Origin of the sequence: Hymenobacter edaphi, assembly GCF_003258365.1 — a bacterium.
Lineage (GTDB): Bacteria > Bacteroidota > Bacteroidia > Cytophagales > Hymenobacteraceae > Solirubrum > Solirubrum edaphi.
The window spans coordinates 254,812-273,730 of sequence record NZ_QHKM01000006.1 but is presented as its reverse complement, the minus strand read 5'-3'; the positions used below and the strand labels follow the sequence as shown (position 1 = coordinate 273,730).

Annotated in this window: 15 protein-coding genes; 10 read left to right on the top strand and 5 right to left on the bottom strand. The window is 65.9% G+C overall.

Translation table 11 applies throughout. From position 1 onward, the window contains the following. The first annotated feature begins 94 nt into the window (after positions 1-94). The 3 genes from DLM85_RS18665 to DLM85_RS25575 are packed head-to-tail and all read left to right on the top strand — an operon-like array spanning position 95 to position 3,530. On the top strand, positions 95-2,533 hold the full coding sequence (locus tag DLM85_RS18665) for a penicillin acylase family protein (protein ID WP_111479678.1): 2,439 nt from the start codon (positions 95-97) through the stop codon (positions 2,531-2,533). Positions 2,534-2,539: 6 nt separating this feature from the next. Continuing rightward, on the top strand, positions 2,540-3,157 hold the full coding sequence (locus DLM85_RS18660) for an energy transducer TonB (RefSeq protein ID WP_111479677.1): 618 nt from the start codon (positions 2,540-2,542) through the stop codon (positions 3,155-3,157). Next, positions 3,150-3,530 carry a hypothetical protein gene (locus DLM85_RS25575; RefSeq protein ID WP_165822201.1) on the top strand — a complete coding sequence of 127 codons (381 nt, stop codon included), beginning with the start codon at positions 3,150-3,152 and terminating at the stop codon, positions 3,528-3,530. Before DLM85_RS18660 ends, DLM85_RS25575 begins: the two co-directional genes overlap by 8 nt. 118 nt (positions 3,531-3,648) lie before the next feature. Here the strand turns inward: DLM85_RS25575 and DLM85_RS18650 are convergent, their stop codons facing one another. Then, positions 3,649-4,884 carry an alpha/beta hydrolase family protein gene (locus DLM85_RS18650; RefSeq protein ID WP_243636036.1) on the bottom strand — a complete coding sequence of 412 codons (1,236 nt, stop codon included), beginning with the start codon at positions 4,882-4,884 and terminating at the stop codon, positions 3,649-3,651. Between the two features lie 498 nt (positions 4,885-5,382). Between DLM85_RS18650 and DLM85_RS18645 the strand changes: the two genes are divergently transcribed. The 5 genes from DLM85_RS18645 to DLM85_RS18625 all read left to right on the top strand — a co-directional run bounded on the left by DLM85_RS18645 (position 5,383) and on the right by DLM85_RS18625 (position 11,037). Continuing rightward, positions 5,383-5,784 carry a BlaI/MecI/CopY family transcriptional regulator gene (locus DLM85_RS18645; protein WP_111479675.1) on the top strand — a complete coding sequence of 134 codons (402 nt, stop codon included), beginning with the start codon at positions 5,383-5,385 and terminating at the stop codon, positions 5,782-5,784. Next, positions 5,762-7,072 (top strand): M56 family metallopeptidase, encoded by a 1,311-nt coding sequence (locus DLM85_RS18640; protein WP_111479674.1) that lies wholly within the window; start codon positions 5,762-5,764, stop codon positions 7,070-7,072. The genes DLM85_RS18645 and DLM85_RS18640 overlap by 23 nt, the downstream gene beginning before the upstream one ends. A 185-nt stretch (positions 7,073-7,257) precedes the next feature. Beyond that, entirely contained in the window at positions 7,258-8,181 is a 924-nt protein-coding gene (locus DLM85_RS18635) for a hypothetical protein (RefSeq protein ID WP_111479673.1), read from the top strand. 231 nt (positions 8,182-8,412) lie between these two features. After that, on the top strand, positions 8,413-9,753 hold the full coding sequence (locus tag DLM85_RS18630) for a cysteine dioxygenase (protein WP_111479672.1): 1,341 nt from the start codon (positions 8,413-8,415) through the stop codon (positions 9,751-9,753). A 246-nt stretch (positions 9,754-9,999) separates the two neighbouring features. Continuing rightward, entirely contained in the window at positions 10,000-11,037 is a 1,038-nt protein-coding gene (locus tag DLM85_RS18625) for a hypothetical protein (protein WP_111479671.1), read from the top strand. 172 nt (positions 11,038-11,209) lie between these two features. On the opposite strand, the gene DLM85_RS18620 is transcribed toward DLM85_RS18625, so the two are convergent. Then, positions 11,210-12,781 carry a DHA2 family efflux MFS transporter permease subunit gene (locus DLM85_RS18620; RefSeq protein ID WP_111479670.1) on the bottom strand — a complete coding sequence of 524 codons (1,572 nt, stop codon included), beginning with the start codon at positions 12,779-12,781 and terminating at the stop codon, positions 11,210-11,212. Positions 12,782-12,845: 64 nt separating this feature from the next. On the opposite strand from DLM85_RS18620, the gene DLM85_RS18615 reads away from it, so the two are divergent. Beyond that, entirely contained in the window at positions 12,846-13,265 is a 420-nt protein-coding gene (locus tag DLM85_RS18615) for a four helix bundle protein (protein ID WP_243636035.1), read from the top strand. Between the two features lie 78 nt (positions 13,266-13,343). On the opposite strand, the gene DLM85_RS18610 is transcribed toward DLM85_RS18615, so the two are convergent. The 3 genes from DLM85_RS18610 to DLM85_RS18600 all read right to left on the bottom strand — a co-directional run bounded on the left by DLM85_RS18610 (position 13,344) and on the right by DLM85_RS18600 (position 16,514). Then, on the bottom strand, positions 13,344-14,459 hold the full coding sequence (locus DLM85_RS18610) for an HlyD family secretion protein (protein ID WP_243636034.1): 1,116 nt from the start codon (positions 14,457-14,459) through the stop codon (positions 13,344-13,346). A gap of 142 nt (positions 14,460-14,601) precedes the next feature. Beyond that, a complete protein-coding gene (locus DLM85_RS18605; protein WP_111479668.1) occupies positions 14,602-15,033 on the bottom strand; it encodes a universal stress protein in 432 nt (143 codons plus the stop codon). 146 nt (positions 15,034-15,179) lie between these two features. Then, on the bottom strand, positions 15,180-16,514 hold the full coding sequence (locus DLM85_RS18600) for a TolC family protein (protein WP_111479667.1): 1,335 nt from the start codon (positions 16,512-16,514) through the stop codon (positions 15,180-15,182). Between the two features lie 215 nt (positions 16,515-16,729). On the opposite strand from DLM85_RS18600, the gene DLM85_RS18595 reads away from it, so the two are divergent. Continuing rightward, positions 16,730-18,835, top strand: coding sequence for a sigma-54-dependent Fis family transcriptional regulator (locus tag DLM85_RS18595; protein ID WP_111479666.1), 2,106 nt, complete (start codon positions 16,730-16,732; stop codon positions 18,833-18,835). Positions 18,836-18,919: the final 84 nt, after the last annotated feature.

Sequence of the window (18,919 nt, the reverse complement as noted above, 5' to 3'; positions counted from 1 at the left end):
CGCCCCGGCCGGGACGCGGCGCGCAAACCCCGGCCGGGGTTTGCGCGCCGCGTTTTTTTGTCGGATGTTGTAGCGGCTGATTTCCCTCCGTTCTATGCTGCGTTACGTCCGGGCCGTGCTGGCTCTGCTCACCACCGGGGCCCTGGTGTGGGTGCTCGATACCAACCACGGCGAAATTCCGGCCTTCGGGCGCTTTCTGAGCCCGTTTCAGGGCTTCTGGCGCAACGGCGAGGCCCCCGGCTACTTCGCCCGCGAGCAGACGCTCACGCTGCCCGGCCTGCAGCAGCCCGTGCAGGTGCGCTTCGACGACCACCGCGTGCCGCACATCTTCGCCCAAAACGACCACGACCTGTACTACGCCCAGGGCTACCTCACGGCGCGGGACCGGCTCTGGCAGATGGAGTTTCAGACCCACGTGGCCGCCGGGCGCATTTCCGAAATCGTAGGGGCGCGGGCCCTGGAGTACGACCGGTTTCAGCGCCGCATGGGCTTGCCGCACGGGGCCGAAAAGTCCTTGGCCGTGATGATGGCCGACCCAACCACGCGCACCGTGCTGACGGCGTACTCGGCCGGCGTCAATGCCTACATCGGCGCGCTCAGTCCGCGCGACTACCCGCTGGAGTACAAGCTGCTGAACTACGCCCCCGAGCCGTGGAAGCCGCTGAAGTGCGCCCTGCTGCTGCAGCTCATGGCCTGGGACCTGAGCGGCCGCTCCGACGATTTGCGCCTCTCCAACGCCCTGGGCAAGTACGGCCCGGCGGTGGTGCGCGACCTGTTTCCGGACTACCCCACCCGCGAGGATCCGATAGTGCCCGCGGGCACCCAGCTGGATTACGCGCCGCTAAAAGTGCCGCCGGTACCCACGGTGTTTGCCGCCGCGGCCTCGGACCAGGTGCCGCAGAACGAGCCCGCCGCGGACCTGGGTTCCAACAACTTCGCCCTGAGCGGCAGCCGCACGGCCTCGGGCCTGCCCATCCTGGCCAACGACCCGCACCTGCAGCTGAACTTGCCCAGCATCTGGTACCAGGTGCAGCTGGTGGCGCCGGGCGTGAACGTGTACGGCGTGACCATCCCCGGGGCGCCCACCATCATCATCGGCTTCAACCAGGAGGTGGCCTGGGGCGTGACCAACGTGGGCGGCGACGTGCTCGACTGGTACCAGCTGAAATTCAAGGACAACCGCCGGCAGCAGTACTGGCACGACGGGCAGTGGAAGCCGGTGCGCCGGGTGGTGGAGCGCATCCGGGTGCGCGGGCAGGCCGAGCGCCTCGATACGGTGCTCTACACCCACCACGGCCCGGTGGTGTACGACCACGACGAGAAGCCCTTCAACGCCCAGACGCCGGTGCGCCACGCCATGCGCTGGACGGCCCACGAGGGCGGCAACGAGGTGCTGACCTTCTACCGCCTCAACCGCGCCCACCACTACCAGGACTACGCCGCCGCGCTGAGCACCTACGCCGCCCCGGCCCAGAACTTCATCTTCGCCTCCCGGCACAACGACGTGGCCATCTGGCCCAACGGCAAGTTCCCCTTGAAGTGGCCGGCCCAGGGCAAGTTCATCCTCGACGGCTCCGACCCGCGGCACGACTGGCAGGGCTGGATTCCGCAGGCGCAGAACCCGCACGTGCGGAACCCCGCGCGCGGCTTCGTGTCGTCGGCCAACCAGTTTCCGGCCGGGCCCGACTACCCGTATTACCTGGGCTGGAATTTCGCCAGCTACGAGCGGGGCCACCGCATCAACCAGCGCCTCGCGCAGATGACGCGCGCCACCCCCGACTCCCTGCGCCTGCTGCAGACCGACAACCTGAACCTGAACGCCCAGCTGATGCTGCCGCGCCTGCTGCAACTGGTGCGCTCCGAGCAGCTCACGCCCGCCCAGCGCCCGGCCTACGAGGAGCTGCGCCGCTGGAACTACTTCCACGACGCCGCCGCCGTGGGGGCCAGCATCTTCGACCTGTGGTACGGGCAGCTGGTCGAGGCCATCTGGCAGGACGACTTCGGCCCGAAAGCCACCGGCCTGGAAATGCGCTACCCGCCCCGCGACCGGACCAACAACCTGATTCTGCGGGAAGACACCTCGCGCTGGATCGACGACCACCGCACCCCGGCCCGCGAGACGCTGCCGCAGCTGGCGCTGAAAACCCTGCAGCTCACCACCGACTCGCTGACCCGCAAATTCGGGCCGCTGGGGCCGAAGTGGGCCTGGAGCAACCAGAAGAGCACCGACATCCTGCACCTGGCGCGCTTGCCCGGCTTCGGCCACCTGGACGTGGACTGCGGCGGCGGGGCGGCCATCGTGAATGCCACCACCGAGCGCAACGGGCCCTCCTGGCGCATGGTGGTGGCGCTGGGCCCCGCGCCCAAGGCCTACGGCGTGTTTCCCGGCGGGCAGAGCGGCAACCCCGGCTCCCAGTACTACGACGACCTGCTGGAAACCTGGCGCGTGGGCCAGCTCAACGAGTTGATTTACCTGACTTCGCCCACGCAGCCGCACCCGCGGGTGGCGGCCGCGTGGCAGCTTAAGCCCTGATCCGCCATGCCTCCGCTCCCCCCACGCCGCAACGGCCTCTCGACGCGCCAGTTCGCCTGGATTTTCGGCGGACTGCTCGCGCTGCTGACCCTTTTTCAACTGGCCCAGCACCGCCCCCAGCGCTTCGAGCCGCCGCCCAGCGGCACCGTTGCTGAAATCGGGGGCGATGAGACAACAGCGCATGGCCAAGCACGCAGGCAAGACCGTTCGTTTGCGCCTGAGCCCGATTCCAACGTCCCGGCATCAGTGGCCGACACGTCGGCGGCCAAGGTCTATGCCTACGTGGATCAGATGCCCCAGCCGCCCGGCGGCATGGATGGCCTGCTGCAATACATTGGCAAGAATGTTCACTACCCGGCCGAAGCCCTGGACAGCCATGTTGAGGGCAAAGTCTATGTCAACTTTACTGTTGGGCCCGATGGGCGGGTGCGCGACGTACGGGTAGCGAAAGGCATCGGGGCAGGCTGCGACGAAGAAGCGGCCCGGGTTATTCGCCAGATGCCGCGCTGGCAGCCAGGCCGGCACAACGGACAGCTGGTCAGCGTTTCCTATACTATCCCCGTGACATTCACTATCACCACCCCTTCATTCCTGCGCTTCCTTGACAAGTTTTTTCATGCGTAGCTCCTCCTGGCTTCTATTTCTGCTGATTTTCGGGCTGGCCGCCGCGGCCCAATGGCTACTGCCCTGGTGGAGCGCCGCCGTGGTGGCCCTGCTGCTGGCCTTTCTATTGCCCCAACGCGGCGGCCGGACCTTCCTGGCGGGCTTCGGCGGCGTGGGCCTGGGCTGGCTGCTGCTGGCCGCGTGGCTGCATGTGCAGGCCGACGGCCGCCTGAGCCACCGCGTGGCCGAGCTGCTGCCGCTGGGCGGCCGCGGCTGGCTGCTGGTGCTGGTAACGGCCGTGCTCGGCGGCCTGGTGGGCGGGCTGGCGGCCCTCAGCGGGGCCTGGCTGCGGCAGGCCTTCGGCTCAACGGAGCCGGCCCCGCAGCGGGCCTAAACAAACCGACCGAACCTTGCGGTCCGGTCGGCGGGCATGCGGTAATCGAGAAGAGCGGCGGGAGCCTCATGCTTTGCGGGGCTCAGCCTGCTGGGCTTTTTCTGCCGCTCCCAGCTGCTTAGTTGTACTGCGAGATGAACGCAAAGGCTTGCAGCGTATAGGTAGGAGCCGCGGTGAAGTGGTTGCCCCCTTGAATCGGGCGCAGCTCCACCTGGGTGGCGCCGCGGGCGCGCATGGCGTTGTAGGCGTCCTGCGAGTTGAAGAAGGGCACGTAGTCGTCGGCAGTGCCGTGGAAGAGAGCCAGCGGGGCGCGGGGCTTCCAGTCGTGGATGTCGTTGGCTACGAAGGTGCGGGTCAGCGGCTGATCAGTGCCGGCCAGCACGGCCGCGCGCAGGGCCGGCGTGAAGAGGGTGGCCGGCAGCGCGGGCACCGGACTGAGCGGATTGCTCGCCAGCTGGGTGGCGTAGGGCTCGTTGTAATAAAAGGAGGCGGGGCGGTTCAGGCCGTAGATGCGGTTATAGGTATCGAGCACCCACACGTAGCTGCTCAGGAAGTTCAGCGGCTGCGTCGCATTCATAATATAGGTGGCAAAGGCCGACTTGTGGTAGGCCCCGGCGCCCGGGGCGCTGGCCGTCACCGTAAACTCGCCGGTGGCCTCGGCCTCCATCAGCCGGTGCAGGGCCAGGGTGGCAAAACCGCCTTCGGAGTAGCCCAGCAGAAAGGTTTTGGCGTTGAGGCCCGCCTGCTGCTGCTGGCAGAATTCCTTGGCTGCCCGCAGCATGTCCAGCGAGGTCAGGGCCAGCGACTCGGCGTGCTCGTAGGGGTGCGGCTGGGTTTTGGAAGCGCCGTAGCCGATGTAGTCGGGCGCCGACACGACGTAGCCGGTGGAAGCCAGCACCGACACGGCCGAATAGATTTCGCTGCCGGAGCTGTAGTAGGACGGCGCCTTGCCCTCGTCCAAGGGGCTGATGGTGCCGTGCTGGTAGCTGAGCAACGGCAGCTGCTGGCCGGCCGGCACGGTGGGTACCAGCAGGGCGCCCGAGGCCGTCACCGGCTGCCCGGCGGGCGTCTTGGTGGCGTAGGTGAGCCGGTACACGCGAATGGGGTAGCGGATGAGGGCGGCGGCAAACGGGATGCTGCTCACGTGCGTGGCCAGCTGCTGCGGGGTGTACTCGCCCACGAGCGTGCTGCCCAGCAGGCGGGTGGTGGCGGTGGTGCCGGGCTCCTCGGTGGCGGGCGCGGCGGCCGGGCCGGCCACGTCCTTCTGGCAGCCCAGGCCGGGGCCCACCAGCAGAATGGTACTAAAAAGCCAGGTCAGGCGCGCCAGGCGCGCGGAAAGTTTATTGAATAGCACGATGGTCAGGAAGTTAAGGCTGGAATCTGCTTAACACCGGCCGGCGCAAAAGATTTCGTCTGGCCAGGTAAAATCCGGCGGTGCGCTCCGCTGCCCCGCTCCCAGGTCCGGAATTTCCCAATCCTCGGCGCCAAGCGTCCAACCTTCGGCCACGGTCAGGAAATGCCCCGTTCCGAGTCGCCACTGCCTGGCCTGGTCGTCCAAAGCCCGGACGCCATCAGCCAACGCCAAGATTCGAGCCGCCAACCCTTCGCCGCAACCGGCCAATGCCAAGACGCAACCTGCCAAAGCTTAGCTCCGGTCGTCCAAAGCCCGGGTTCGATGACCCAACGCCCGGATCCAGTCGTCCAGCGGTTAATCGTAGTCATTCAGCGCCCGGCAACGCATCCGGAGTCCCTACCCTTATTCAGTTATGTAGGCTACCTGATTCAGTAAAAAGAAGTTCTTAGTTGTATAACTAATAATTTAGTTATACGTTTAACCAGCAAACAATCAGCTATGCAGCAACTCCCCGAACTCACCCGCGCCGAAGAACAGGTGATGCAGGTGCTCTGGCGCCGCGGGCCGTCCTTCGTGAAGGACATGCTCCCGGACATGCCCGCGCCCCCGCCCGCCTACAACACCGTGTCGACCATCGTGCGCATTCTGGAGCAGAAGGGCTACGTGGGCCACGAGGCCTTCGGGCGCACCCACCGCTACCACGCCCTGGTGGCCCAGGATGAGTACCGCCGCTTTTCGCTCGGCAAGCTGCTCGGCGGCTACTTCGGTGGCTCCTTCACGCGCCTGGTGTCCTTTTTCGCGAAGGAAGAAAACCTCGACGCCCGGCAGCTCGACGAGCTGCTGCGCCACGCGCAGCAAAACCTGGACAAGCCGACCGATGACGACGCCGACCCTGCTTAGCTGGATGTGGCAGAGCACTTTGTGCCTGGCCGTGAGCTGGTTGTTTTACCAGCTGCTGCTCCGGCGCGAAGCCTGCTTCGGCTACAACCGCGCCTTCCTGCTGCTGGCCCCGGTGCTGGCGGCCGTGGCCCCGCTGCTGCCCTGGGCGCAGTGGTGGCCGGTGGCCGCCGCGGTGCGCGTGGTGGGCGTGCCGCACGTGGTGCTGCCGGTGCTGCACGTGGGCGCCGAAGCCCCCACGGCCACCACGCAGCACTGGCTGCCGGCCCTGTACGCGGCCGGCGTAGTGCTGAGCGTGGCGGGGCTGCTGTGGCGGCTCGGGCGGCTGGCGCGGCTGGCCCGCCGCCTGCCGGGCACCCGGCACCCGGGCTACACCCTGCGCCCCACCGGCGGACAGCTGCCCACCAGCTCTTTCGGCCGCACCGTGTTTTGGGACGACACCCAGGCCCTGGCCCCCGCCGAAGCCGCGCAGGTGCTGGCCCACGAGCTGGCCCACGTGCGCCAGGGCCACTCGGCCGATCAGCTGTGGCTGCGTCTCTGGTGCGCCGCGCTGTGGTTCAACCCGCTGGCGTACCTGCTGCTGCGCGAGCTGGCCCTGACGCACGAGTACCTCGCCGACGCCGACGCCCTGCGCCACTCGGCCACCACTTCGGCCGCGCAGTATGCCCGCCTGCTGGCCCGCCAGGCCACCCAGGCCTGGCAGACCCCGGCCCTGACGCACGCTTTTACCACTTCCCAAACCCTTAACCGCATTGCCATGCTTCACCGCCTGCCCCTTACCCGCGCCTGGCGCAAATGGGCCGCGCTGCCCGTCGCCACGCTGCTGCTCGGCCTGGTGGCCTGCGAGCAGCTGGAGTCGTTCGGCCCGCCGCCTCCCCCGCCGCCGCCGCCCGCTCCGGTAGCCCCGCCCCCGCCGCCGCCCCTCGCCCCGCCCGCCGCCCCGGGCCGCGTACTCGAGGTGGCCGACGAAATGCCCGAATACCAGGGCGGCATGGACCAGCTGATGCAGGACCTCGGGGCCCTGGTGCAGTACCCGGACGCCGCCCGCGAAGCCCAGCTGGAGGGCAAGGCCTTTATCGGCTTCGTGGTGGACACCGACGGCAGCATCCGCGACGTGAAGCTGCAGCGGGCCATCAGCACCAGCCCCGCCAAGCAGGCCCTGGCCGACGAGCTGAACGACGCGGCGCTGCGCGCCGTGCGGGCCCTGCCCGGCCGCTGGACGCCGGGCCGGCAGGCTGGGCAGCCGGTGGCCGTGGCCTACACCATTCCCATCACCTTCGCGCTGAAGTAGCACCCGCCGGCGGTGAACCATCCGCCCGAATCGTAGTTTATAGACAGACCACCGGCCCCGCGTCGGTGGTCTTTTTTGTGGGCTGCCGCGGCCCGCGCGTATTTCATACCATCACTGACCACCCTATTATGCCGCATTGCCGCCAGCGGCTGGGGCGCCTCAGGGCGCTGGAGTTGCCATTTCTTTTGCTGCCAACGCTGCTCGTCGGGGCCTGCCAGGGGCGCCGCGAAAACCACTTGGCGACCCTGCCCGCCCGCCAGGAGCTGCTGCGTCAGGATTCCCTGCTGGTCGACTCGGTGGCGCGCACCGGCGGGCAGCTGCCGGGCGCCATTCTGCCTGAGCAGCGCATCGTGGCCTTTTATGGCAGCGCCACCCACAAGACCATGGGCGTGCTCGGCCAGTATCCCAAGGACGAGATGCTGCGCCGCCTCGACCGGCAGGTGCAGGCCTGGCGCCGCGCCGACCCGGCCCAGCCCATCCGGCCGGCGCTGCACATGGTGGCCGTCATTGCCCAGCGCGACGCCGGGCCCGACGGCAAGTACCGCGAGCTGCAGCCCGACAGCGTCATTCGCCGCGTGATTCGCTGGGGCCACGCCCACGGCTGCCTGGTGTTTCTCGACGTGCAGGTGGGCCTGAGCACCCTGCCGGCCGAGCTGCCCCGCCTGGCCCCCTACCTGCGCGACTCCATCGTGCACCTGGGCATCGACCCGGAATTCTCGATGAAGAACGGCCGGCGCCCGGGCACCGAAGTCGGGGAGTTCGACGCGGCCGACATCAACTACGCCCGGCAGTTTCTGGCCCGCCTCGTGTCGGCCAACCGGCTGCCGCCCAAGGTGCTGGTGGTTCACCGCTTCCGCCAGGACATGGTTACCAACTACCAGCGCATCCGGCTCGACCCGCGCGTGCAGATCGTGATGCACATGGACGGCTGGGGCACGCCCGGTATCAAGCGCAGTTCCTACCGCAAGTTTATCCGGGCCGAGCCGGTGCAGTACGCGGGCTTCAAGATCTTCTTCCGGCAGGACCGCAAGATGGACAACTCCCGCCTGATGACACCCCAGGAAGTGGCTGCCCTGCGCCCTGATCCGCTTTATATCCAGTACCAGTAACGGCCCGAACCGGTGGCCATGCCGGGCACGGCGCAGAACCTGGCCAGGTCCGGGCGGGTCGTGGTCCGGCAGCCGTGGGGAGGTTCTGCGTGGCGCTCCGGACGGTGGCCGACGGACCCGCCTCTTTGCCATCGGCTGGAAAACAAGTAGAACTACGCGGGCGCCGCGGGTGGGAAATCGGCAGCTTTGCCCGCTACTACCGATGCGCTTTTTCCCGTTCAAGCCCGCGTTATGTCCCACCACGAACAACTGTTTTTTAATGCCCCGGCGTCACGGCTGATTGCCCCGCCGCCCCAGGCCGCCCGCCGCCTGCTGAAAAGCGCGCCCGCCGATAAGCCCGGCACCGAGCGCCTCATCGTGGTCGGGCAGGGCGTGCTGGCCGTGACGCTGAACCGGCAGGCTGCCTTCAGCCTTACCCTGCAGGACCCCGAGCGCCGCCACGGCTTCCGCCTCGAAGTGACCGAGAAGCAGGCCCGCTTCGCGCATCTGCACGACGGCCAGTGGCGGACCTACGAGCCCCAGCCGGCCACCGCCGGCCACCCGCAGGCCCTGCCCTACGGCGACCAGCAGCCCACCTTCTTTTACAAGGAAGGCGGCGGCCTGGACAAGTCCGACCAGTGCCCCTACTGGCTCAGCCTCGACTCCAACAACGGCCTGCTGCGCTACGGCAAAGGCGAAGTGCGGCGCAACACGCTGCTGGCCGAGCTGAGCTTCCCCATTCAGCCGCCCGTGCCCGAAAAGCAGGCTGCCGACCCCTACGCCTGGGTGCGCACCGTGGCCACCGTCAGCTTCGAGGCGGAGGTGGTGCAGCCCTTCAAAGTGTACCGCGACCCGGTTATCGTGGACCCGGCCATGGTGGTGGTCGACCGCAACCAGCTGACGATGGACGACATTGCCCGCAACCGCGCCACCGTGGCGGCCAACCTCACCCCCACCTGCCAGCTGCTCTACGACAACGTGTCGGGGGCGCAGTTCACGCTGAACACGCCCGACTTCCCGGACTTCGCCCAGGCCATCGAAGCCAGCATTGCCAGCCCCGACGGCTGGTGCTACCAGACCCTGCTGGAAAAGGCCGGGGAGTTTGGCGGCTCCAACCCCGACGAAACCTACCTGCGCATCACCTTGGGCCTGAACCAGGGCGACTCGCCCGGCATTCCATACGTGATGGAAATCTGGCCGCCCGGCCACTACTCGCCCCTGCACAACCACGGCGGGGCCAACGCCGTCATCCGGGTGCTGCACGGCGAAATCACGGTGAGCTTGTTTCCGATGCTCTCGGAGTATCACCAGCAGCCCTTCATGATTGCCAAGTTCGGCCCCGGCGACGTGACCTGGATCAGCCCGGAGCTGAACCAGAACCACCAGCTGCACAATACCAACGTGACCGGCCCGACCTGCATCACCATTCAGTGCTACCTCTACGGCGAGGGCAACACCACGCACTACAAGTACTTCGATTACCTCAACGAGCACGGGCAGATCAAGCAGTTCACGCCCAACTCCGACATGAGCTTCCTGGAATTCAAGGCCCTGATGAAGCGCGAGTGGCTGAGCCGCTACCGCCCGGGCTAACGGGATGTAGCGTGAGCTTTTAGTTCGCGTTTGTCAGGACGTTATCGTGCAGAGCTACGCGAACTAACAGTTCGCGCTACCCGCAGAACAACCCCAGCAGCCGCTCACAGCTGCCCCCGAAGCCGGCCCCGCGCAGCGGGTGGCCGGCTTTTTTTCGTCGGCCCCCGGCCGGCACAAATGCCGGTGGTGGTCGGGCGAAAAGGCGTACCTTCGCGGCGTTTCCGACCTCACTGCCCCCTTTTTCTAGTGCCTCATTTTCAGCCCCTCACCCGCCTGACGGCGCCCGCCCTGGCCGCTCTGGGCCTCGCTCTCACCCTGACCACGCTGCCCGGCTGCGGCAGCCGCTCCGACAACGAAGCTTCCGGCACCGATACCGCCACGGCTGATTCGGCCCGCCCCGCCGTCGTCGACACGGTGAAGCTGAAGCTGGAAGCCATGCGCCGCGACTCGCTCAAGGCCGACTCCATTGCCAAGAAAACCGGGCAGCTGCCGGGCGCCATCCTGCCGGGCCACCGCATCATTGCTTTCTATGGCAACATCCGCTCGAAGGGCATGGGCATTCTGGGCCGGGAGCCGAAGGAGCAGATGTTCCGCAAGTTTGCGGGCGTGCTGAAGGAGTGGCAGGCCGCCGACCCGAGCATCCCGGTGCAGCCGGCCCTGCACAACGTGACCATCACCGCCCAGGGTACGCCCGGCAAGGACGGCAAGTGGCGCCTGATGAACTCCAAGGCCACCATCGAGGAGGTTATCAGCTGGGCACGGGAGCATAAGTGCATCCTGTTCCTCGACGTGCAGCCGGGCCACAGCACCCTGCAGGTGGAGTTGCCCAAGCTGGAGCAGTACCTGAAGCAGCCCGATATCCACCTCGGCATCGACCCGGAATTCTCGCTGGCCACCATGCCGGGCATCCGCCCCAACCAGCGCATCGGCACCCTCGACGCGAAGGATATCAACTTCACCATCAATTACCTGGCGCGCATCGTATCGGAAAACAAGCTGCCGCCGAAGGTGCTGACGGTGCACCGCTTCACCCGGAAAATGGTGACCAACTACAAGAACATCAAGCTGGACCCGCGGGTGCAGGTGGTGATGCACATGGACGGCCACGGCGAGCCGACGCTGAAAAAGGACTCGTACCACGACTACATCCAGACGGAACCGGTGCAGTACACGGGCTTCAAGCTCTTCTACGAGTATGACGCCCGCCCCAAGCCCCACCACATCATGACGCCCACCGAGGTGCTGCAGCTCACGCCCAAGCCGCTGTACATTCAGTACCAATAGGTGGTGAAATAGTGAGATGGTGAACTGGTGAGTTTGACGTTCGGACGGCACCATACCCACATTCAAATACGCAAACGGCCCCGGCAACTTCTGTTGTCGGGGCCGTTTAGCTTTGGGACCAGGAGCCGCATGAACATCAACTCACCAGTTCACCATCTCACTATTTCACCGCTTAGTGCGCCGCGTTCAGGTCGACTTTCACGCCGGGCTTGGGGCGCTTGATGAGCAGGATGAGCGGGATGCAGAGCAGGAAGAACGAGCCGATCATCAGGAAGGTCTGGGCGTAGGTGACCAGGGCCGTCTGCTTCATCACCATGCCTTCGAGGGCGGCGTAGGCCTGGCGCTGGGCCTGCACCACGTCGGCACCCTTGGCCATAAAGCTGGCCACCAGGCCCTGCACCCGCTGCTGGGTTTCGGGGTCGTAGAGGGAAATGTGCGACACCTGGCCGATGCGGTTCTGGGCCATGCTCCGCTCGATGTAGGTGCCGACCAAGGCCACCCCGAACGAACCGCCGAGCTGGCGAATCATGCCGGTGAGGCCAGCGGCCTGACCCGCATCCTTGCCGCTCAGGCCCGCCAACGACATGGTGGTGATGGGCAGGAAGAGCAGCGCCAGCCCGAAGCCGCGCAGCATCAGCGGCCAGAAAAAGTCACTCTCGCCGGCCGTGGGCGAAATCTGGGTGCTCATCCAGTACGAGAAGACGAAGAACACCACGAAGCCCACCGGCAGCATCACCTTCTGCGACACCCCGCCCTGAATCATCTTGCCCACGATGGGCATCATGAAGCCGGTGAGCAGGGCGCCGGGCAACAGCAGATAGCCGGTTTGGGCCGCGGTGAAGCCCAGGATGCGCTGGCAGAAAATCGGGAAGACGAACACCGAGGCGAACAGCCCGAAGCCGAGGATAAACGAGAGGAAGGCGCCCACCGAGAGGTTGCGGCTTTTGCCGAGCACCCGCAGGTCCACCACCGGCTGCTTGGCCGTCAGCTCCCGCCACACGAAGCCCACCATGCCGATAACCGTCAGCAGCGTGAAGACCAGGATCAGCGGGCTTTCAAACCAGTCTTCCGACTCGCCCTGCTCCAGCACGTACTGCAACGAGCCCACGCCCATAATCAGCAGGCCGATGCCCAGCCAGTCGATCTGACCGATGGGCCGTCGGACGGCGTTTTTGATGCGCTCCGGGTCGCGGATAAACGCGGCCGTGCAAATGGTGGCCAGGATGCCCACCGGCACGTTGACGTAGAAAATCCAGGGCCAGCTGGCGTTGTCGACAATGTAGCCGCCGAGCGTGGGGCCGATGGTGGGGCCGATGATGACGCCCATGCCAAACAAAGCCTGGCCCAGCGGCAGCTGCTCGGGCGGAAAGGTGTCGATGAGGATGGCCTGGGAGGTGGCCATGAGGGCCCCGCCGCCCACGCCCTGCACGAAGCGGAAGAACACCAGCTCCCAGATGTTGGTGCTCTGCCCGCAGGCCATGGAGGCCAGCGTGAACAGAATCACCGAGAACAGGTAGTAGTTCTTACGGCCGAACTGCTCGGCCAGAAAGCCCGTCATCGGAATCACGATAACGTTGGCAATGGCGTAGGACGCAATAACCCAGCTGACTTCCTGCTGCGTGGCCGACAAAGTGCCCATCATCTTGGGCAGGGCCACGTTCACGATGCTGGTATCAATGAGCTCCAGCAAGCAGCACATCACCACCGTAATGACGATGATCCACTTGGTAAATCCGGTTTCCACTCTTGGTTAGGGTAAGAGGGTGGGAGGGTATGGGGGTAGGAGTTGCTTTCTTTGGGTTATCCAAGTGAAGCATCCCGTTCCCATGCCAAACAGTGTGTCCAATTTTGATTTCGCCGAAGAGTTTCGGCAACGCACCAAGGCGTTTGCCCTGCGCATCATGAAGCTGGTTGACCGGCTGCCGAGTGCCCCTTCGTGCCGGGCCGCCGGCTTACAGCTGGTTCGGGCAGGCACTTCAATAGCCGCCAATTACCGGGCCGCCTGCCGGGCACGCTCCGAGCGGGAGTTCAACGCCAAGCTGCACATTGCTCTGGAAGAAGCCGATGAGACGGTGCTGTGGCTGGAGTTGCTGAGTGAAGGCGGCCATTTGCCCGCGGGCAGGATTGATGACCTTTTAACCGAAGCCAAGGCCATCATGTCCGTTCTTGGCAAAGCCGAAAAAACAGCCCGCGACAAAGTGAGAAGGGCAAGCAACACGGGCAATTGAGGTAGAAAGACATTGCAGCGAGAATCTGGCACACCATAGCACACGACTCCTACCCCCATACCCTCCTACCCTCTTACCCTACTTCACCGCTACCGTAGCGGTGACGCTCATGCCGGCGCGCAGCGGGTGCTCGGGGTCGGTTTTGTCGAGCACGATTTTCACCGGCACGCGCTGGGTTACTTTCACGAAGTTGCCCGAGGCGTTGTCGGGGGGCAGCAGGGCGAAGCGGGCCCCGGTAGCGGCGGAGAGGGACTCGATGTGGCCCGAAAACTCCTCGTGCGGGTAGGCGTCGACTTCCAGTTTCACCGGCTGGCCCACTTTCATGTCCTCCAGCTGGGTTTCCTTGAAGTTGGCAATAACCCAGGTCTGCTCACTGGCCACGATGCCGAACAGCTGCTGGCCGGGGCCCACTACCTGGCCGGGCTGCACGCCCTTGCGGCTCACCGTGCCGTTGGCCGGGGCCTTGATGGTGGTATAGCTCAGCTGCAATTGGGCATTGTCGAGGTCGGCTTGGCGCTGCTTCACCACGGCCTCGGCCACGGCTACCTGCTGCTGGGCCGCCGCCACCTGCTGGCGGGCCACCGATACCTGCTCCTGGGCCGTGGCGCGCTGGGCCGTGGTCGACTTCAGGTTGGCCTGCACCGCGTCGTACTCGCTCTGCGGGATGATGTCCTCCTTGCGCAGAAACTCGCTGCGCTTCAGGTCTTTCTCCAGGCGGGAGCGGTTGGCGTCGCTCACGCCGATGCTGGCCTGGGCAGTACGCACGTTGGCCGAAGCCGTACCCACGGCGGCGCGGGCGGCCACCACGTTGGCTTGCGCGGCGGCCAGGGCGGCCTGGGCGGCATTCACGCGCTGCTGGTAGTCGGCCGGGTCGAGCACGACGAGCACGTCGCCCTTCTTCACCGGCATGTTGTCTTCGACTTTCACTTCGAGCACCGGCCCGCCCACGCGGGGCAGTACCGGGTACACGTCGCCCTCCACCTGGGCGTCATCGGTTTCTTCGTGGGTCTGGCCGAACTGGTAGCGCTGATAGCCGAAGTAGCCGCCCACGAGCAGCACCAGGGCCAGGATAACCATGATAATCGGCCGCTTCGAGCGGCCCGCGGGCTCCTCGTAAGCGGGTTCAACGGCGGGCTGGGCCGGGCCGCCAGGCTGCGAAATTTGGCGTTCTACCACCGGTTCTTGCGTTGCCATCTGTGATATGGTGAGTTTGTGAAATGGTGAGTTTGGGAGTGGTGAACTGGTGAGGTGGTGAACTGGTGAGTTTGACGGTCGGAAGGCGCACACCGCGCAGCCAGAACGGCACTCACCATTTCACCACTTCACCATCTCACCGCTAGGCCGATTGCCGGTACTTGGCGTCGGCCTGGGGTTTGACGAGCAGGGTGGCGCAGGGGGCGGTGCGCACCACGTGCTCGGCGGTGTTGCCCATCAGGAAGCGCGTGAGGCCCGTCTGGCCGTGCGAACCGATGACAATCAGGTCGGTAGCGGCCTCCTGCGCCTCCCGCACGATTTCGCAGGACGCTTCGCCGCTGCGGAGTCGGGTGGTTACGCGGGCCGCGCCGGCTTGTTCGGCCAGCAGCTGATAACGAGCCAGTTCCACCGCCCCGTCCGATACCTCCGCCTCGCTCAGCGCCGGCTGCAGCTCCTGCACGTGCAGCAGGCACAGCTCGGCCCCGGTAGCCCCGGCCAGCGCCGTGGCATACGCCAGCAGCGGCCCCGAAGCAACCGAGAAGTCCAGCGGACAGAGAATCTTGGAGAGGTGCATGAGTAAAGGGTGGGAGGGTATGAGGGTAAGAGTTTAGGAGGGAAAAGGCTGGTAGTTTTCCGGCGGTTCAGAGGCTGAAGTCGGCTGCACATTTTGAGTGGCTGGCTCTAACAACTCCTACCCTCACACCCCCATACCCTCCTACCCTACCAAATCTGCTCCCCGGTGGCGCGGCGGAGCTGGTACTGGCCGAGGGTGTAGTTGTAGATGGCCTGCAGGCGGGCCAGGCGGGCCTGGGCCAGCTGGGTTTCGGCGTCGAGCACGTCGAGGTTGTTGCCCACGCCGTAGCGGTAGCGGCTCTTGGCGCGGGTCAGCGCGTCGGCGGCCTGGGTGATTTGCACCTCGGAGTTGTCGTAGCGGGCGGCGCTGGACTGCATGTTGTTGACGGCCTGCAGCACGTCGGCGCGCACCAGCTCCTGGGTGTCCTGGATGCGGGCCTGCGCGCCCTTCACGGCCGACTCGGCGCCCACGCGCTGCACTTTGTTGCGGTTGCCGTCGTAGATGGGCACGTTCAGCTGCGCCCCGAGCACCGTGTTGAAGCGCATCCGCTCGATGTTGGGCAGGATGTAGCCGTTTTTGGCGCCGGCCTGGCCCAGCACGTTCAGCGAAGGGCGGTTGTTGGTTTCCACCACGCGCTGCTGAGCAATGGCCGTCTGCTCGGCGTCCTTGGCCAGCTTCACCTCGGGGCGGCTTTCGGCGCCCTTGGCCAGGGCAGCCTGCACGTCCACGGCCTGCGGGTTGTACTCAAAGCGGCCGCGCACCGGCGTCACCTCGTTTTCGGAGCGGTGCAGCAGGCGGGCCAGCTGCACTTCCTGGTTGCGCAGCTGATTCTGCAGGTCAATCTTGCTGTTCTGGGCCTGGGCGATGCGCACCTTGGTGGTCGTCACGTCGAAGTTGGTCGACACGCCGCCCTCCACGCGCTTCTCCATCTCGCGCTGGTGCTGCTGCAGGGAGGCAATCTGCGCGTCCTGCACCCGGATGGCTTCGCGGGCAAACAGGATGCTGTAGTAACTCTGCGCGGCCGCGAAGGCCAGGTCGCGGCGGGTCACGTTGATCTGGTCGGTGGCCGAGGTGATGCGGCTCTGCGAGAGGTCGATGTTGGCCTTGGTGCGGCCCAGATCGAGCACCGTGTACTGGGCGGCCACGTGCAGGTCGTAGTTGTTGTTGGGCGCGAACTGCAGCACCTCGCCGTTGAAGGGAAGCTTCACCACCGGGTCGATGCGGGTGTAGGTGCCGGTGCCGTTCACGACGGGGCGCAGATACGTGCGGGTTTCGGCCAGGCGGGCCTGGGCCTGGTTTACCTCTTCCTGCAGGGCGTTGATGCTGGGGTTGGCATCCAGCACTGTGCGGACGGTAGCCTCCAGCGTCAGCGAGTCGCCCACCGTGGCGGTGGTCAGCGGCGCCTGGGCCTGGGCCGCGCCGGCCGTCAGCAACCCGAGAGTTAGCAGGAACGGCGCGGCGAGTTTGGGTTGAAAAAACATAGCGGATGACTGATGAAGGTCGAGCCGCTATTACCCAATGGTGTGCCAAGGGGTTTCGCAGATTAAAATTTTCTTTAAAAAGCGGCTTTAAAGACCTAAAACCCGCGTTTATTTTTTAATCAGCCGCCGTAAAATCTACAGCTCGACCATAACTTTTTTCCTCATATTTCAGAATTTCCTCGTTTATTAGTCCTCATATTTCAGGAAACCCGCGCATGCCCGATCAGGACGACTCCCTGCTGCTCTACCTCAACGACGCCATTGCGACGACCCGCAACAAGGAGGCGCTGTTTCGCACCGTCACGGAAAAGCTGCGGCTGATTTTTCCCTTCGATGCCATTACCATCCTCACCCTCGACGCCGAGCAGCAGTACCGCCGCGTGTTTCTGCGCGACTACCTGGGCGAGCTGCTGCTGCCCGAAAAAGGCGCCCCCAGCAGCCACAAAACCGGCCCCAGCCGCATCAGCGGCACGCCGGTGGAGCAGTTTGCCCGCCAGCAGCACCTGCAGCAGTACGAGCTGGACGAGCTGATCCGGCAGTACCCCGACTACCAGCCCATCTGCCTGCTGCGCGACAAGGGCATGCGCTACTTCGTGGTGGTGCCGCTGCGCACCGGCGGGCACCGCATCGGGCTGCTGTCGTTGGTGGCGCGGCGCCGGCCGGAGTTTTCGGAGTCCGACGTGGATTTGCTGGAGAAAATCGGCAGCCTGGTGGCCGTGGCCGTGACCAACACCCTGGCGTTCGAGGACATAGCCCGCCGGGAGCAGGAAAAAACCATGCAGCTGGCCCTCAACAACGCCCTGCTCAGCATCAAGGAGCGGGGGGAGCTGTTTCGCACCATTGCCACCGAAATCAACCGGGTGGCGCCCTGCAACTATTTCGGGGTGCGCACCCGGGCGCCCGGCTCCTCGGTGCGGGCCTTCGTGGAGTTCAACAAGGAGCCCGACGGCAGCTTCGCCCTGCTCGACGAAAACCGCTTCGAGGACATGCCCGAGGCCCTGCGCAGCATGCACGACTCGGCGCACGTGTTCGAAAGCCCGGCCGTGTACGTGGGCGCGGCCTTCGAGGAGCTGACGGAGCGCTTTGCCCTGCTGCGCTACATGCGGGAGCAGCGCGGCACGCAGTCGGTGCTCTACGCCCCGCTCTCGGCCGGCGACGAGCCCACCACGGCCCTGATCCTGGCCAGCGCCCAGCCTTACGCCTACTCCGAAGCCACTTTGCAGCTGATTATGAGCCTGGTGCCGCAGATCCGGCTGGCCATGCAGAACGTGTTTGCCTTCGAGCAGATCGAGGCCCTGCGCAGCCAGCTGGAGCGGGAGCGGACCTACCTCATCGACGAAATCAACACCACGGCGGCGGCCCGCTTCGGCGACTTCGTGGGCGGCAGCCAGGTGATGCAGCAGGTGTTCGTGCGGGTGGAGCAGGTAGCCCCCACCGATTCCACCGTGCTCATCACCGGCGAGACGGGCACCGGCAAGGAGCTGGTGGCCCGGGCCCTGCACAACTTCTCCCCGCGCAAGGAGCGGGCCCTCATCAAAATCAACTGCGCCGCCCTGCCGGCCCAGCTGATCGAGTCGGAGCTGTTCGGGCACGAGAAGGGGGCGTTTACGGGGGCACATGACCGGCGCATCGGCAAGTTTGAGCTGGCCGACGGGGGCACCATCTTCCTGGACGAAATCGGGGAGCTGCCGCTGGATTTGCAGGCCAAGCTGCTGCGGGTGCTGCAGGAAAAGGAGTTTGAGCGCATCGGCGGGCGGCGGGTTATCCGCACCGACGTGCGCGTCATTGCGGCCACCAACCGGGTGCTGGAGGAGGAAGTAGCCGCCGGCCGCTTCCGCGCCGACCTTTACTACCGCCTCGACGTATTTCCCATTCACCTGCCGGCCCTGCGGGAGCGGCCCGAGGACATCGAGCCCCTGGTGCGCCACTTCCTGGAGCGGTTCACCAAGAAGCTGGGCAAGCCCGTGCGCGGCCTGCGCAGCCGCGACCTGAAGGGCCTGCAGCGCTACCCCTGGCCGGGCAACATCCGGGAGCTGGAGCACGTGGTGGAGCGGGCCGTCATTGCCAGCAGCGGCCCATTCCTGGAATTCGCGGGCTTCACCGCCGCCCCAGCCCCGGCTACCACCGCGGCGGCACCAACCGGCGGCCCGCTCAAAACCCTGCGCGACCAGGAGCGCGACCATATTCTGCACGCCCTGCAGCACACCGGCGGCCGGGTGAGCGGCCCCCAGGGCGCGGCCGTGCTGCTCGACATCAACGCCAAGACCCTGGAGGCCCGCATGAAGAAGCTGGGCATCCGGCGGGAGCATCGGGTGGATTGAGCACCAACTTGTTTTTCAAGCAGCCTCGCTTGTACAAGTCATTCACTATCAGCCGGAACATCGAAAAACGCCGATGGCTTACCG